This is a genomic window from Acinetobacter sp. ANC 4173 (genome assembly GCF_004331255.1).
Classification (GTDB): domain Bacteria; phylum Pseudomonadota; class Gammaproteobacteria; order Pseudomonadales; family Moraxellaceae; genus Acinetobacter.
In genome coordinates this window covers 387,387-401,830 of the sequence record NZ_SJOF01000001.1, presented here as the reverse complement: position 1 = coordinate 401,830, position 14,444 = coordinate 387,387, and the positions used below count along the sequence as shown (strand labels likewise).

The following is a 14,444-nucleotide window of genomic DNA, read 5'->3' as shown; positions in this document are numbered from 1 at the left end:
GGCTATGCTGAACTGAGAAATGGATGTTTGCACTGCATACCACAAGGATTAAAAAATGCACATACAAACTTTTTTGGATCAGCAAAAGTGGTCGGGCTTTCAAAGCCTGATTTTTACCATGATGTTTTTGGTGGCTTTTTTTGACGGCATGGATACCGCGGTCATGGGCTATATTGCACCGGATTTAATCCGTGAGTGGCAGATCAGCAAGGCCGACATCATTCCAGTGCTGAGCGCGGCACTCATTGGCGCTGCCATCGGTGCAATCATTTTAGGCCCTTTAGCAGACAAGTTTGGTCGTAAAGTCTTATTGTTAGTATCCGTGTTCCTCTTTTCAGTCGGCTGCATTTTTTCCAGTTTTGCAGAAAATCTGACGCAGCTGGAAATATTGCGTTTTATCACTGGATTGGGTTTAGGTGCGGCCTTGCCGAATGCGGTCACTTTACTGTCTGAATTTTGTCCTGCACATAAACGGGCCTTTATCGTGAATACCATGTACTGTGGTTTCCCTATTGGTGCAGCGGGCGGTGGTTTTGCGGCGGCTTATATTATTCCGCACTTTGGCTGGGAAAGCATGCTGCTGATCAGCGGAGTCATGCCATTTCTATTGTGTCTTTGCATGCTGTTTTTATTGCCTGAATCTGTACGCTATTTATTGTTGATAAATACGAATGATCAGTGTATTCCGCAGATTTTAGGAAGAATCAATCCATCAGCAACTCAGCATCATTTTCAGCTGGAAGACCGCAGTTCAAACATTTCCATGCGGCAAGCCATGAGAACTGTACTTTCAGCTAAATATGTCGTGGGGACGCTGAGCTTATGGATCTGTTTCTTTTCAGGATTGATGATTTTCTACGGCATCGTCAATTGGATGCCGCTGCTCTTTAAAGAAGCAGGCATGCCTCCTCATTTAGGCCCAATGGTATCTGGCTTATTCGCACTCGGCGGTGTTGGCGCGATGTTGAATGGCTGGTTGATGGACCGCTTTAATGGCAACTATGTCATTGCGATATGCACGTTTTTTACCGCAATCTGTGTCGCCTTAATTGGTCCAGCAATAGATTGGTCATTGCTGATATTTATTGTATTGATGATCAGTGCTGGAACTTTGCAAAACACAGCGCAGTCTTCCTTGCCGGTTTTAGCTACCAAGTTTTATCCGACCGAGGCTAGAACCACAGGCGTGTCTTGGATGTGTGGCATCGGTCGCTTTGGTGCGGTAGCTGGAACCCTATGCATGGGTTATATGGCAAATAATAATCTGGCTTGGACGCAAATCTTTACAGTATTGGCAATACCCGCCGTGGTCATGAGCGTTTCTATGCTGATTAAAAATATCGCTGAAAAGGCAGCAGAAGACAGAAATACGGTTACAGATTTCGCAAAGGAATAATGCTTTTAAGCTAATTAGCTTTGACTGGCCGAATGCAAGATTCATTCAGCTATTGATGAAAAACAGCGTAGGTGGCGCTCAGCAGCAAAATACTCAAGGAATTGAATATGAAAATTTTGGTTTTAGGCGGCGGTATTGGTGGTATGGCAGCGGCCATTAAACTCAAGCAGTCCAAGAATGATGTGGAATTGGTAGAAAAATCTGAAGACTGGAAAGCTTTGGGTACTGGTTTAACCTTGTCGGTGCTGACCTTACGTGCGCTCTGTGATTTAGGGGTGCAAGACGAAATCGCAGCGCAGGGCTTTGTGCATGACGGTGTGGATATTTATGATCAAAATGGCAATTTCATCCGCACAGTGCTGTCTAAGCGCGTGATCGCGGAGGATTTCCCGTCAGAGGGGGCAATTTTGCGTCCGGTATTACATGATATTTTATCCAGCAAAGTCCGAGCGCTGGATATTCCTGTATTTTTAGGCGATACCGTTGCCAGCATTCAAAGCAGCTTGGAGCAGGGCAGTTTTGTCCAGTTTGAAAGTGGTCGTAGTCAGCACTATGACCTAGTGATTGGCGCAGATGGCGTGTTTTCTAAATTGCGTCAATTGCTGATGCCAGAGCAGGCAGCGCCAGAATATACCGGACAGGCCTGCTGGCGTTTGCAGTTCGAGCGTCCGGCAGATATTACCCGTGGCCGTATGTTCCAGTCTGAAAAAATGAAAGTAGGCTTTAATCCGTGCAGCCCAACGCAAATGTATATGTACATGATGGAATGTGTGCCTCAAGCTCAGGTTTGGCGTGAACCGGAAGTACTGCCGAAAATGGCAAAAGAATTGCTGCGCGAGTTCGAAGCTGTACTGAAGCCATATATTGATTCGATTGATGAACATACCCCGATTATTTACCGTCCTTTAGAGCGGGTGATGGTGAATACGGATTGGCATCGCGGTTCCACACTTTTGATTGGTGATGCGGTGCATGCCACCACACCGCACTTAGGTTCGGGTGCGGGCCTTGCGGTGGAAGATGCCATTGTTTTAGCAAAATTGCTGGATGAGCATGGTAATGATTTGGAAACGGTATTTGAACAGTTTATGCAAAAACGCTTAGCACGTGCGCAATTTGTAGTTGAGACTTCAGGTGAAATTGGCCGGATGGAAATAGAAGGCGAATCGATGATGGCAAGAAGCATGCTGCTGGCCAAAGGCTTTGAACAAGTTACTTCAGCGTATTTATAGATTTGTATTTTCCATGCTATAAATTTTTTTCTAGTAAGCTATTAAGTAGATTTGCAGCGAATCCGGATATATAAATCTTCAAGGAATACAACACCTTATTTTGTTAAAAATTCATATAAAAAGCCTGCTTGAAGCGGGCTTTTTATTCATCCATGTTTATGGTTAAGATTGACCACGCATACGCACCCAAGATAATTTTCGGCTGGCTTTTTCAGCATCGGAAGGGCTGCGCAGAATCATGGTATTGCCATTGCGACTGACTTTGCCATTCACGTTATAGCGCTGCTGTATCGCCGGGTCGAATACTTGCCCAGACAGCAGTTTATAAGGATCTTTGGGATCTTGCTTCAGATCAAACAGTAAATGAAAGCCTTTCAATGCACTTAAATCCTGTGCAGGCATATTAGGCGGGTTAAATGCTGTAATAATATGGCCATTATATTGATGCTCTGCATTTGAGCTGATCTTCACCTTGACTAGAGTGAAGCCGCTTTTATCATCAATGACTTTCCAGTTGCCAGTTAAATCCAAGGTGGGCTTTGCATGCAGTGCTGTTGAAATGAGCGCAATGCATCCTGCGCTGAATATCCCTTTCAGTTCCATGGTTGTTCCTTTAGGTTAAAAATGAAATTAACAGTCCATTGCTTAAGGCTGAAATTTAAAAATATTTTAAAAAATAGGATCTTATCCTGATGAATCAAAATGAATATAAAATGTACAGTTATGTAGGGCAAGGGCTAAAATACTTTAAATGTTTTTATTAAAAAGATATCAGTTATCAATGGTTTAGATAATGATATATATAGTGGCTTATTTCAATCAAAAATGAGTTTTATCATTGTTCTATGAAATGAAAAAAGTCAGGCTTCATGAAAGGCCTGACTAAACTGAAATAAGAATGTTAAGACTTTAAATGAACATGAGTATTCAGGTCTAAGCCGCTGGCTGAGTATTATTATTTTTCAGTGTGGTTTGTACAGGAATACTGGTTTTGCCTGTAAGTACCGCTTTACGGGTTTGACTGAATAACAATACCTGTACAGCCACCACAACACAGCAGGCATAGCCAATCGCTTCAAAGCTGATAAATTTCACAATGGTGCCGCTGATAAATGGTGCTACGGCTGCCCCAACCATCAGCATGGCAGGTGTACCAGCTACCGCACGACCTGTTGGATCTAAACGTGCCAATAAACCAAAGGCAAAGGTATGCACAAATAAAATCGTAAAGGCCATCATTGGACCTGTCAAAGCAAATACAGCATATTCATGCGTATGGGTGGTGAGTAATGCAAAAATGCCTTGGAAGATAGGGCCAAAAGCAATAATGGCAGTAATGCTGACCCGTTTTTCCAGCAGTGCAGCCAATGGCGCTGGGAAGATGGTGACAATGCCGTAAATCACCAGAGCCATGGTCACCATGTCACGGCTAAAACCACGTTCCAAACCAATACGTTCATAAAAACTCAGGGTCATGGCTTGGGTCATCGCCAGCAGTGCCACGCCAATCATACAGAACCAAACCGGTTTACCGAGCGGTGGTAAGTTTTTGATTTGCTCAAAATTGTCAAACTCTACCGCGCGTGTTGGTTTGGGGAAAAAGAACAAGCAAGCTAAAGTCGCCAGTAACATGACACCCGCCATTACATAGAACATGCTATGACCGCCGAACTGCTGAATAATGCCTGGTGTTCCACCTAGGAATAGAACCCCAAAAATACCAATCGCAAGGCCTGCAATACCGAAAATACGGTGTGGATTCAGACCATGCCCCATAGTGCCATGGGTCACGCTTAAAGCAGTCCCTGCAGAAAGCCCCCCAAGAAAGTGTAGACCTGCTAATACAGGAAAACTGATAGTGCTTGCAGAAAGTACGAAAGCAACGGTAGCCAATGCAAAGCCCAATACGGCAGCGAGTTTCACCTGAATACGATTAAAACGTGGCGCAAAGAATAAACTGGCACCTGCTGCACCAATTAAAAATAAAGTGGCAAGTCCACCAGCCTGTTGTGGGTCAAAATGATAATGTGCAATCAACGTTCCGACCCAAATCGGCAAGGCCACCAAATCTACCATACCGGCACAATGTGCCATCATCAGCGCAAACATCCCGCGCTTGCTTTCGATACGAACCATAATGCTGCTCCTTTAGCATGCAAATCATGTGAGCTCTTCACTGAGCGTGTTGCTTAGACGGTTGTCTATCATTGTTGTTTTAAAAAATAAGCCCCGATCAAATGTGATCGGGGCTTTGGACTAAATCGCTTCTTTTAAGATTTCCAGTGCTTTGGTGACGACCGCTGTTTGCTGTTCGACAGGTGCACGCTGTTGTTCTAGACGGCCAATTTCCATCGAGCTTTGGGTGACTAAACGGCAACGCTGTTCACGGCGCTGCATAAATTCAGCAAACGCGCTTTCTACATCAGCTTGTTTCTCAAAAATTTCTGCAAGCACCAGTGCATCTTCAATGCCCATACCGGCGCCAGATGCGAGTTGCGGTGTAGTGGGGTGTGCGGAATCTCCAATCAATAGCACTTTACCGACATACCATGGCCCAGGCAGGTCAAAACATTCCAAGGGACGGAAATTGATATTGGGATTATCCGCTTCGGTTAAAGATTCACGAATTTCCGCCAAAATGCCATCGTAGCCTTTAAGCAATTGCTTTAAGTTTTTGTAGTTGTCTTCAGGTTCTTGCCAGCGCTGCGGGCAACGTTCTAACAAGAACATATACATATGCTCTTGAGATACTGGGGTAAAACCGACTTTCACAGGACCACCCAAGAAATACGTGCGGCGCTCGACCGAGGCTGGACGTTTTAAGAATAAACGCCAGCAGCTTTGACCGGTATATTCCGCTTTCGGTGCATTTGGGAACAGCAATTGGCGAGTTTTAGACAGCACGCCATCAGAACCCAATACAAAATCATAACGACCCGTTGTGCCATCGCTAAATGTGACCGTCACGCCCTTATCATCCTGCTCAAAAGCATCCGCAGTCAGACCTAAACGCATTTGAATACCGGCTTCATCAACATATTTATGCATAATCGAATGCATAGTCGGGCGCATGATGCCACCGCTTCCAGCAGTATCTGAACCTTCCAACATCGGCGTGGGTAAAATGCGCAGCGGATTGCCTTGCGGATCACAGACCTGAATCCCGTCACCGACATAGGCCTGTTCAGTGACTTCCTCATAAACGCCGAGTTGTTTCAGGGCACGTAGGGTGGGTCCGGTAATGGTCAGTCCAGCACCGAGTGCGCCCCAATTGGGGTTGATATCAATCAGGTCAATCTCAATACCAATGCGAGACAGGGTAATGGCAGAAGCCATACCGGCTGTGCCTGCACCAATAATCAGGGCTTTTTTGCCAGCAGCGGCAGATTTTTGTGTCATCTGAGTCATCCTTGATTCATTAATTTTTCAAAAAGTTAGCGACTAATTGGGTAAAGCTTTTGGCATGTTCAATTTGGGTCCAGTGGCCACATTGGCTGAAAATATGCACTTGGCTATTTTCAATCCAATTCAGCATGGTGAGTGAAGTCGAAAGTGGAATCACTTTGTCATCACGACCATGTACCATCAGGGTGGGCTGTTTAATTTGGCGAATGGCATCTTCGGAATGCGACATTGCTTCGACCCATTGCTGACGTGGAGCAGGGAACATACGCTCATAAGCAGCGCGGGTATCTTCCTTGGTGCTGGCGATATAACGCATTTGCACCAAATCATCCCCGACCAAGTTTTGGTTGTAGGCGAAAATTTTCATGATCGCTTGCATATTTGCAAACGATGGCGTGTAACCCCAAACGGCATCCAAGCCTGCGGTGAGTTCAAACGGCACACCGACACTGCCCATTAAAATCAATTTGTTGACCCGTTCTGGATGATAGATCGCTAGTGCCAATGCCATAGAACCACCAAAGGAGTTGCCAATCACATTAACTTTTTCTAGCCCCAAGGCATCGAGGAAATCGACCATTTGCTTGAGCCAAGTATCACGATTAAAGCTGATATCTTCGGGGAAAGTGCTGTAACCAAAACCGGCAAAATCAGGTGCCAATAGGCGGTAGTCATTTTGCAGGGCTTGAATGGTGAGACGCCAGTTGGCCCATGCACTGACCCCCGGGCCAGAACCATGCAGTAGTAGAACAGGTTCGCCTTGACCCACGTCGTGGTAATTGGTTTGAATGGCACCACACTGAATGCTTTTGCCCATTTCTGGATTTGTCATCGTATTCATATTCATTCCTTGAAAATTTTCAAAATGCTTAAAGGCTTAGCCACGTTTCCATAGCAATAAAGCGGTACGTGCTTCAGAAGTGTTTTCTTCTAAGCGAGCCGTAAGGCTAAGCTGACCTTGTTCATCAAACTGAAACGTGCGTTTTTGCAGGCCGCCAATCCAATTAGGGAATAAGCTCAGATCCACAAAATGGGTGACTGTGTCATTTTTAATGCTGTAACGTCCTGCGTAGGACATCATGCTGTTATAGGCCCCCGCTTTTTCTGCATCCGAGGCATTCCATTGACCGCCAGTGGTAAAATTGGCACGGTTTGGACGGCAGATCATGCAGCTCATAAAGCCATCTGCGGTATATTGAATAATGCCTTGCGGTGCTTCGCCCATCGGCAGCACTTGGCGTCCGTCATCATAGTTTTGCGCAAAAGTCACCAGTTCCCAGCGACCGGTTAAATCTACATTCGACATTTTTTCATCCTTAAATTTTTAAATTTACAATCTGTTGTTATGTGTGCTTTGCCAATAAAAATTCAGTCACGACTTGGTTGTGAATGTCAGCACTTTCAAATTGCGCCCAGTGTCCCGTGTCTACGGCACAGTAAAATTGACCATGCTGAACTTGGTTAGCGATGTGCTGACCTAAGGCCGGCGGAGTGCGGTTGGCATCGCCCCAATACACCAAGGTTGGTGCTTGAATCTGTTGGGCTAAGGCATCGGTTACCGTGTGTTTTTGAATGGTTTGACCAGACAAATATTCGGTAATAAACAGCTTTTGCACTTCAGCTAAAGCAGGCTGACGGTAGAGTGCTTGACGAACTTGAATGGCTTCATCGGTCAGGCGTTCAGGCTGGGCCAAAATACGTGCCATACGGGTACGGACATTGTCAAAGCTGGGGTTTTCTAAGACCTGAATGGAACTGGGTAAATTGGCCGCCCAGTGCGGTTCAACATAATTTGAAATCGCTCCTTCATCTGGGCGATAGCCCATGGTGGTGGTCAACACCAAACGATCGACTTTTTCATGGTGTTGAATCGCCAGTTGCATTGCGACCCAACCGCCCATCGATTGCCCTTCAAAATGCGCACGCTCAATATTTAGTTGCTGCATGACATCCAAGATTTGATCAATCAGTACTGGAATCACTTCATGATCAAAACCGGTGGTTTGTGAACGGCCATGCCAGATAAAATCCAGTGCGATGACATGAAAATGTTCCGCCAGTGCAGGAATGTTGCGGGCATAATTTTCTAAATGACCGCCAGTGCCATGCAGTAAAAACAGGGCTGGATGGTTTGGATTGCCTGCTTCTAAAATACGGCTTTTATATTTGCTTTGAATGACGCGCACATCTGAGTGAATTAGTTGCACCCAATAGTGTTCCGCTTCGGTATGAACAGTGGCATTCATGCTTTATTCCTTATCTCAACGTCAGCGTTAATCTTCTAATGCTTGTGCTTTACTTTGTGAGATTGGCCCGCGCAGGGTGCCATCCGATTTTTCCAGACCAAAGGTCCATTCGGTAAAGATGTGTGCTTCAGCTGCAAAGTCGGTGGATTCCCAATCTTGAGTGACAATGTCTTCATCGGCAGCATATTCCCAAGCCCCACCAAATGGGCTGAGGAAATACCAGAAACATGCAGAAGACACGCGGTGACGACCCGGCCCTGCAAATGTGGTCCAGCCTTGGCTATCAATGTGTTGCCCGCCAAAAATCACTTCATGGATGTCACGGACTTTAAAGGCCAGATGGTTAAAGCGTGTGCCTGGTGCTTTGCCATTCATAAAGAACAGGTGATGATGGTTGCCTTCTGCCGAACAGCGAATAAACACCCCACGGTCGGCATAACGATCCGAGACTAAAAAGCCGAGGCGTTCTAAATAGAACTTGACTGCTTCACCTGCATGATCGACCCCAATCGCGAGGTGGCTAATTTCATAAGGCTGGGCTTTGTTATAACGTGGCGCACGGCTGTTGACACGTTTTGGTTGGCTTGGAGAGTTAAATTGAGTATCGGTAAATGGTACATAACTGCGCTGTGCGATACGAAAAGAGATGCGAATACCGAGATCATCCTGACTATGTACAGTGCCATTGGCATCCACAGTCACTTCACGGTCAGTACGCAGTTCAGCAGCAATGGCATCCAGGCTGGCCTGATCTTCAACGCCCCAAACCATTTCACACATCCCGCTTGGACTACCAATCGGGGTACGGGCAGGATTATTTGAATCTGCTTGGAAAATTTCCACTTGGGAATGATCTGTCGTGACAAACAGGTAGCTGTTATCTTGATCGCTTGTCACTTGGGTTAAGCCCCAGTCATCTGCAAAGCGCAGAGCATCATCCAAGTGTTCAACGCCAAAACGTATACGGTCCAAGCCTTTTATTTTAAAATCTTTTGCTACAGTCATCTCATACTCCATTGGTCATGACCAAAGTTTTACTTTTCCTTGATCCTTACTCTACGAAGCATTGGCATGTGAAAATAGCATCTAAGCTATAAAGCAGTTATGCATTTTCTGGATATCTGATTTAGGATTTCAACGCTTGGATGGATTGCTCATTTTTGTTTAATTAAGTCAAAACAAGATATGAGTGGAGTTCAACTGACATGAAGTCATTCCCGTTATTTCATCATCAGGTTCAAGGCAAGTCGGATGCCCCTTGGGTGACCTTTATTCCCGGCATTGGCAATGATGCGAGCTTTTGGGCTGCACATGCGGCGATCCTTGCAGCAGATTATCAAATCCTGACCTTTGATCCTTGGGGGCACAACTTAAGTCCCTTGCCACCAGAAAATTGTACTTATCAAGACATCGTCGATGGGGTGATTGCATTATGGGATCATTTGGGCATTCAAAAAAGCAGTGTCGTTGGTCTAGGCTTTGGTGGTTCGGTGTCTTTATCTTTGGGACTGTCGTATCCTCAGCGGATTGAAAAAATTGTCGCGTGTTGCTGTCGTCCACGTCAGCCGGATGATCGTCATGACTTTTGGCGTGACCGCTGTGCCAAAGCACAAGCCAATGGTTTGGATAAACTCGGTGATATCACAGTAGATCGTTGGCTTTCAGAAGCGTTCCGCCAGTCGCATCCGGAAGTGGATCAGCAATTACGCGCCATGATTAAACGCACCACGGTTGAAGGTTACTGTGCTTATGTGAATGCCTTTATTGAAATGGATTTTTCTCAGCAATTGGGACAAATCACCGCACCAGTATTATTGCTCGCGGCAGAACATGATCATGGCGGTGGCCCTGTTGAGGATATGCAGGCCATGGTGGCCCAGTTACCGAATGCACAGCTGAATATTATTCAAGGCAGTGGGCATATCTGCAATTTTGAAGCGCCTGATCAAGTCACTATGCAGCTTAAGAATTTTTTTAAATCCTAAATGATTTTCATGGAGTGAAATCACAATGAATAACAATAAAAAAGTCGTCATTATTGGCGGTGGACATGCAGGCTGTGCCTGTGCCAAAGCCCTGCGTCATGAACAGTTTCATGGTGATATTGTCTTGATTAGCAATGAAGCGGAATTGCCCTATCACCGTCCGCCATTGTCAAAAAGTTTTGTCAAAGATGCACATGAAATGGACTTGTCCAAACTGTGTCTACAGCCTGAAAACTTTTATGAAAAGTATCAAATTGATTTACGACTCAATACGGCGGTGAGTGAGATTGACCCAGATGAAAATGTGGTCAAGCTCTATCATGGCGACATGATTGAATATGATTATTTGGTCTTGGCGATGGGTACACGTCCACGTCAATTGCCTTTACCAGGGACAGAGTTGCAAGGGGTAATGAGCCTGCGTACTTTGCAGGATGCACGCCAATTGCGTACCTCTATGAACACTGCTGAAAATGTGGTGATTATTGGCGGTGGTTTTATAGGTTTAGAATTGGCATCCACTGCACACTGTTTGGGTAAACATGTCACGGTACTTGAGCATATGCCACGGGTGTTGGGCCGTTCCGTGTCGCCATTGGTATCGGACTATATTGCCGAGATTCACCGTAACAATGGCATTCAGATTGAAACTGGTGCATTCATTAATGAATTTGTCGGTGAAAATGGCAAAGTCACCGGTGTGCGCTGTGCCGATGGTGTGATTCCAGCCGAGCTGGTCTTGGTCGGTGTGGGTGCGATTCCAAATACCGAGCTGGCAGAGCAGGCCGGTATTCAATGTGATAATGGCATCAGCGTGAACCGTACCATGCAAACCAATATTGCCAACATTTTTGCCATTGGTGACTGTGCTAATCACGAAAACCATTTTGCCGGCGACCGCCGCATCCGTTTGGAATCAGTACAAAATGCCAATGACCAAGCCATTACGGTCGCGAAGTTTGTCACTGAACAACCTGAGGAATATAAAAATGTACCGTGGTTCTGGACTGATCAGGGGGATATCCGCCTGCAAATGACCGGTTTATCCTTTGATACCAGTGATTATGTGATTCGCGGTGATATGAAAAGCGGCCGTTTTTCCGTGTTCCATTATGCCAAAGATAAACTTGTGGCCATTGATTCGGTCAATCAACCTGTAGATCATATGATGGCGCGTAAACTGCTGGAAGCAGGTATCACACCAAGCAAGCATCAAGTTGCGGATATTCATACCAATTTAAAGAGTCTTTTGAGCTTAAACTCGGTATAAAGGATGCTATAGCCGTCTGAACCGGTCTGGGTTTCAGGCCGGTTTTTTCATAGGGAACATGAATAGGGAAATAGGCATGCAATCAATCTTGGATTCTAAATGGCTGGTGTTTATTAAAGTGGCAGAGCTGGGCAGTCTGTCCAAAGCTGCGCATGCTTTTAATGTGCCGCAGTCCATGATCAGCCGGCATATTGCCCAACTGGAAGAACAATGCGGCACACGTTTATTTAAACGTACAGGGCGTGGGGTGGTACTGACTGAACTCGGTTATGAATTATTGCCACGCATTATTAACCTAGCGATTGAATGCGGTGCGATTGAAGATGATATTCGTACCTATGGCGGTGAGCCAATTGGTGAGGTGCGTGTCGGTTTATTGCCGGCCTTAGTGCGTCAGCTTTCCGGTGCGTTATACCGTTATGTCAAAGAAAATTACCCACGAATTGATTTGCACCTGAGTGAAGGTTCCAATGTACATTTGGAAGAGATGATTGAGGAAGGGCGCATTGATATGGCGCTGCTACTTCGTGAAGGGGAAGTGATTAAATCCGAAGAAGCGGTGATTGCAGAATTTGGTTTAATGTTGGTGGGTGAAGCCAATGATCCTTTGGTGGAACAGCCGACCATTAAACTCAGAGATTTGCAGGATTTGCCTTTAATTGTCCCAAGCCGTCCGCATCCTTTACGTGCGCGGTTAGATCAGTTGGCTCGGCAGATGGACTATAAGTTTGACTGTGTGATGGAAGCAGACTCGAATCGTTTACAGCATGAGCTGGTAGCGGCTGGGGGCGGATATGCGATATCTTCGGGACTATTTGGTGTAGAAAATCAGCAGCGTTTAGCCGCAAGTTTGATTGTAGAGCCTGAACTGCAGCGCAGTGTGGTGCTAGCGCATACCATTCGACGTCCGAATACACGGGCGTCACGGGTGATTCAGCAGTGGTTTGAGAAGCAAGCACCGCTGATTTTAAAAGGCATGATTGTGAATCGGTAAAAGGAATTAAAAAATCACCATTGAATGGCGATTTTTTTAATTATTAATCAGCTTGAAGTCTGTATTCAAAATTTGTTTGGTTCATTGTTAAAGTATCTATAAGTTTTTTATATTGATCTTCTCCACCATCCATATAACTAAGCATATCTATGTAGTTTTGTATCGCAAAATTAATATCATTTAAGCTTTGTTTTGATTTAATCCAATTCTGGGGGCTGAAAATTCCATTATTAGGAATGGTTCTAGTGGAAGCTGATCTCAATGCAGAATTAAGACAATTTGCTGACATCTTTATCATTTGATCTACCATATTTTTTTCGGTTGCATTTATCCAAGTTATAGATGGCTCAGGCACTCTATCTTGTTGATTATTTGAGATTGAGAACATAATGGATATTGCATATAAATGATGGAAAGGCGCATAGGCTTTCATTGATAAAAGAGTTTCATTTAGTCTGAGAGGGTTACTTTCAACCCAATTTTTTTTGATTGTTGCCATCCATAAGTTTAAAGCCTGAATATTTTCTGGTTTGTAATCTCTTTTAAAAAGAATCTCAAAATATTTATCAAATATTTTGGTTTCACCATATGAAATATTGGGGCGTTGAGAGTGCCAAGCAATTAAATATTTGCCTAAATCAGATAGATCAATAACATAGTTTTTATCCCTGTCTGATGGAGCTACTTCACCACGTTTAGTAATAAAATATCCTTGAGCATATTTTTGTTCAAATTGACGCTTTAAATTTAGAACTCTTTTATCATTACTTCTTAAATCTCTGGGCTTTACTGCACTTTGAGAGTTTGTGTTGATACTGATTAAATCTGCTCTATCTCTTTGTGGAATCTCATAAAACCTAAATAAGACATAGGTTTCTTCAAGTTTTTTAACTGTTTCACTACAGCTTTGAATTGTATTTAAAGACTGGCATCCATTAACAACGCTTAATCCATACATTTTTAATTTATTATTCTCTAAATCCATTCTGTCACAAATAGCTGTGATGCCATTATGGAAAAAGAAAAAATCTTTATGCTTATCACCAAGTAGAGTTTGTCTAATTTTTTTATTAACAGTATTGCTGTTACCTAAACTTTGTCTTACGTTTTTTTGGAATAGAGAACCATCTTTAATCCCTTGTATTTTTACAACTTCTTTTAATGGAATTGCTCCCACAATGACTTTAGTTCCTGCTAATTCAATGTCCATGAACTGACTATCAGATAAATCTAAAGTGTAATTAATTTGAGGGTTATCAGTTTCGAGTGCTAATTCATATCGTCGAGTTAATTCAGGCTCGTCAACTAAAGAAATAGTTGCATCAAAATCTTCATTTTCTGAAATTTCTGCTAGGCTTTTTTGAAACGTTTCTAAATCTTTTTTTGCAGAATCAGTTAAATTACTTGTTGTGATTAATTCGAAATTAACCTCGTACTCATCCTCAAAAGCTTTTGCCACTTCAGCAAGTTTGACTTGTAATTTTGCGTTTGACACCTGCTGTAATTTTACTAAATCTCTTAACTGAATCCATGAAGATAAAACCTCCCTTAAAGGCTCTGCATCTATCTGATTTCCAGAGGTAAATTTTCCTTGAATTATGTGAATTAATTGTTTTTCATCATCTACTACAATTGCATCTATTTGTTTATCATCTGCGCCATCAGTAATAGCATCCTTAGTTTGATTTCTATCTTGTTTTAAGATATTAAACAAATACCAAGCGACGAATCTTTGTCCATCATTTGAGTAATTTTGGATAAAGTAATCGGCTTTTATTTCATTAAGGATTTTTTCGTAAATAGACATATTTGAGTAAATATTATTGGAAAGTCGTAAGGCTATGATAATGAGTAAAATGAATATAGCTAGACCTACATAAAAAATTTTATTACTTGGCTAAACAGAAATTGTTTTG

The 14,444-nt window shown here is 43.7% G+C and carries 13 protein-coding genes; 5 read left to right on the top strand and 8 right to left on the bottom strand.

Features of this window, described 5'->3' with window-relative positions:
* Nucleotides 1-55: 55 nt before the first annotated feature.
* Both E0H94_RS01835 and E0H94_RS01830 read left to right on the top strand, forming a co-directional pair.
* Complete coding sequence (locus E0H94_RS01835; protein ID WP_131324864.1) at nucleotides 56-1,396, top strand: MFS transporter; 1,341 nt, start codon at nucleotides 56-58, stop codon at nucleotides 1,394-1,396.
* Nucleotides 1,397-1,503: 107 nt separating this feature from the next.
* The gene (locus tag E0H94_RS01830) at nucleotides 1,504-2,628 is read left to right on the top strand and encodes an FAD-dependent monooxygenase (RefSeq protein WP_131324863.1); all 1,125 of its coding nucleotides are present in this window, start codon (nucleotides 1,504-1,506) and stop codon (nucleotides 2,626-2,628) included.
* Between the two features lie 162 nt (nucleotides 2,629-2,790).
* Here the strand turns inward: E0H94_RS01830 and E0H94_RS01825 are convergent, their stop codons facing one another.
* From E0H94_RS01825 to E0H94_RS01795, 7 genes are all read right to left on the bottom strand, one after another.
* Complete coding sequence (locus E0H94_RS01825) at nucleotides 2,791-3,231, bottom strand: DUF2147 domain-containing protein (protein WP_131324862.1); 441 nt, start codon at nucleotides 3,229-3,231, stop codon at nucleotides 2,791-2,793.
* Nucleotides 3,232-3,561: 330 nt separating this feature from the next.
* Nucleotides 3,562-4,764 carry an MFS transporter gene (locus E0H94_RS01820; RefSeq protein WP_131324861.1) on the bottom strand — a complete coding sequence of 401 codons (1,203 nt, stop codon included), beginning with the start codon at nucleotides 4,762-4,764 and terminating at the stop codon, nucleotides 3,562-3,564.
* Nucleotides 4,765-4,884: 120 nt separating this feature from the next.
* On the bottom strand, nucleotides 4,885-6,027 hold the full coding sequence (locus E0H94_RS01815; protein WP_131324860.1) for an FAD-dependent oxidoreductase: 1,143 nt from the start codon (nucleotides 6,025-6,027) through the stop codon (nucleotides 4,885-4,887).
* Between the two features lie 19 nt (nucleotides 6,028-6,046).
* Nucleotides 6,047-6,874: an alpha/beta fold hydrolase gene (locus E0H94_RS01810; protein WP_131324859.1), complete on the bottom strand. Its 828-nt coding sequence runs from the start codon at nucleotides 6,872-6,874 to the stop codon at nucleotides 6,047-6,049.
* 36 nt (nucleotides 6,875-6,910) lie between these two features.
* Nucleotides 6,911-7,339 (bottom strand): lipocalin-like domain-containing protein, encoded by a 429-nt coding sequence (locus E0H94_RS01805; protein ID WP_131324858.1) that lies wholly within the window; start codon nucleotides 7,337-7,339, stop codon nucleotides 6,911-6,913.
* Nucleotides 7,340-7,376: 37 nt separating this feature from the next.
* The gene (locus E0H94_RS01800) at nucleotides 7,377-8,279 is read right to left on the bottom strand and encodes an alpha/beta fold hydrolase (RefSeq protein WP_131324857.1); all 903 of its coding nucleotides are present in this window, start codon (nucleotides 8,277-8,279) and stop codon (nucleotides 7,377-7,379) included.
* Nucleotides 8,280-8,306: 27 nt separating this feature from the next.
* The gene (locus tag E0H94_RS01795) at nucleotides 8,307-9,284 is read right to left on the bottom strand and encodes a VOC family protein (protein ID WP_131324856.1); all 978 of its coding nucleotides are present in this window, start codon (nucleotides 9,282-9,284) and stop codon (nucleotides 8,307-8,309) included.
* Between the two features lie 200 nt (nucleotides 9,285-9,484).
* On the opposite strand from E0H94_RS01795, the gene E0H94_RS01790 reads away from it, so the two are divergent.
* From E0H94_RS01790 to E0H94_RS01780, 3 genes are all read left to right on the top strand, one after another.
* Nucleotides 9,485-10,264 (top strand): alpha/beta fold hydrolase, encoded by a 780-nt coding sequence (locus E0H94_RS01790; protein WP_227548528.1) that lies wholly within the window; start codon nucleotides 9,485-9,487, stop codon nucleotides 10,262-10,264.
* 25 nt (nucleotides 10,265-10,289) lie between these two features.
* A complete protein-coding gene (locus E0H94_RS01785; protein WP_131324855.1) occupies nucleotides 10,290-11,534 on the top strand; it encodes an NAD(P)/FAD-dependent oxidoreductase in 1,245 nt (414 codons plus the stop codon).
* A gap of 76 nt (nucleotides 11,535-11,610) precedes the next feature.
* Entirely contained in the window at nucleotides 11,611-12,528 is a 918-nt protein-coding gene (locus E0H94_RS01780; protein WP_131324854.1) for a LysR family transcriptional regulator, read from the top strand.
* Between the two features lie 43 nt (nucleotides 12,529-12,571).
* On the opposite strand, the gene E0H94_RS01775 is transcribed toward E0H94_RS01780, so the two are convergent.
* Nucleotides 12,572-14,335, bottom strand: a complete 1,764-nt coding sequence (locus tag E0H94_RS01775; protein ID WP_131324853.1) for an AIPR family protein — start codon at nucleotides 14,333-14,335, stop codon at nucleotides 12,572-12,574.
* Nucleotides 14,336-14,444: the final 109 nt, after the last annotated feature.

What these genes read in the sequence shown, in the direction of transcription:
- E0H94_RS01835 (WP_131324864.1), top strand. Translation starts at nt 56, where the DNA reads ATGCACATACAAACTTTTTTGGATCAGCAAAAGTGGTCGGGCTTTCAA.
- E0H94_RS01830 (WP_131324863.1), top strand. Translation starts at nt 1,504, where the DNA reads ATGAAAATTTTGGTTTTAGGCGGCGGTATTGGTGGTATGGCAGCGGCC.
- E0H94_RS01825 (WP_131324862.1), bottom strand. Translation starts at nt 3,231, where the DNA reads ATGGAACTGAAAGGGATATTCAGCGCAGGATGCATTGCGCTCATTTCA.
- E0H94_RS01820 (WP_131324861.1), bottom strand. Translation starts at nt 4,764, where the DNA reads ATGGTTCGTATCGAAAGCAAGCGCGGGATGTTTGCGCTGATGATGGCA.
- E0H94_RS01815 (WP_131324860.1), bottom strand. Translation starts at nt 6,027, where the DNA reads ATGACACAAAAATCTGCCGCTGCTGGCAAAAAAGCCCTGATTATTGGT.
- E0H94_RS01810 (WP_131324859.1), bottom strand. Translation starts at nt 6,874, where the DNA reads ATGAATACGATGACAAATCCAGAAATGGGCAAAAGCATTCAGTGTGGT.
- E0H94_RS01805 (WP_131324858.1), bottom strand. Translation starts at nt 7,339, where the DNA reads ATGTCGAATGTAGATTTAACCGGTCGCTGGGAACTGGTGACTTTTGCG.
- E0H94_RS01800 (WP_131324857.1), bottom strand. Translation starts at nt 8,279, where the DNA reads ATGAATGCCACTGTTCATACCGAAGCGGAACACTATTGGGTGCAACTA.
- E0H94_RS01795 (WP_131324856.1), bottom strand. Translation starts at nt 9,284, where the DNA reads ATGACTGTAGCAAAAGATTTTAAAATAAAAGGCTTGGACCGTATACGT.
- E0H94_RS01790 (WP_227548528.1), top strand. Translation starts at nt 9,485, where the DNA reads ATGAAGTCATTCCCGTTATTTCATCATCAGGTTCAAGGCAAGTCGGAT.
- E0H94_RS01785 (WP_131324855.1), top strand. Translation starts at nt 10,290, where the DNA reads ATGAATAACAATAAAAAAGTCGTCATTATTGGCGGTGGACATGCAGGC.
- E0H94_RS01780 (WP_131324854.1), top strand. Translation starts at nt 11,611, where the DNA reads ATGCAATCAATCTTGGATTCTAAATGGCTGGTGTTTATTAAAGTGGCA.
- E0H94_RS01775 (WP_131324853.1), bottom strand. Translation starts at nt 14,335, where the DNA reads ATGTCTATTTACGAAAAAATCCTTAATGAAATAAAAGCCGATTACTTT.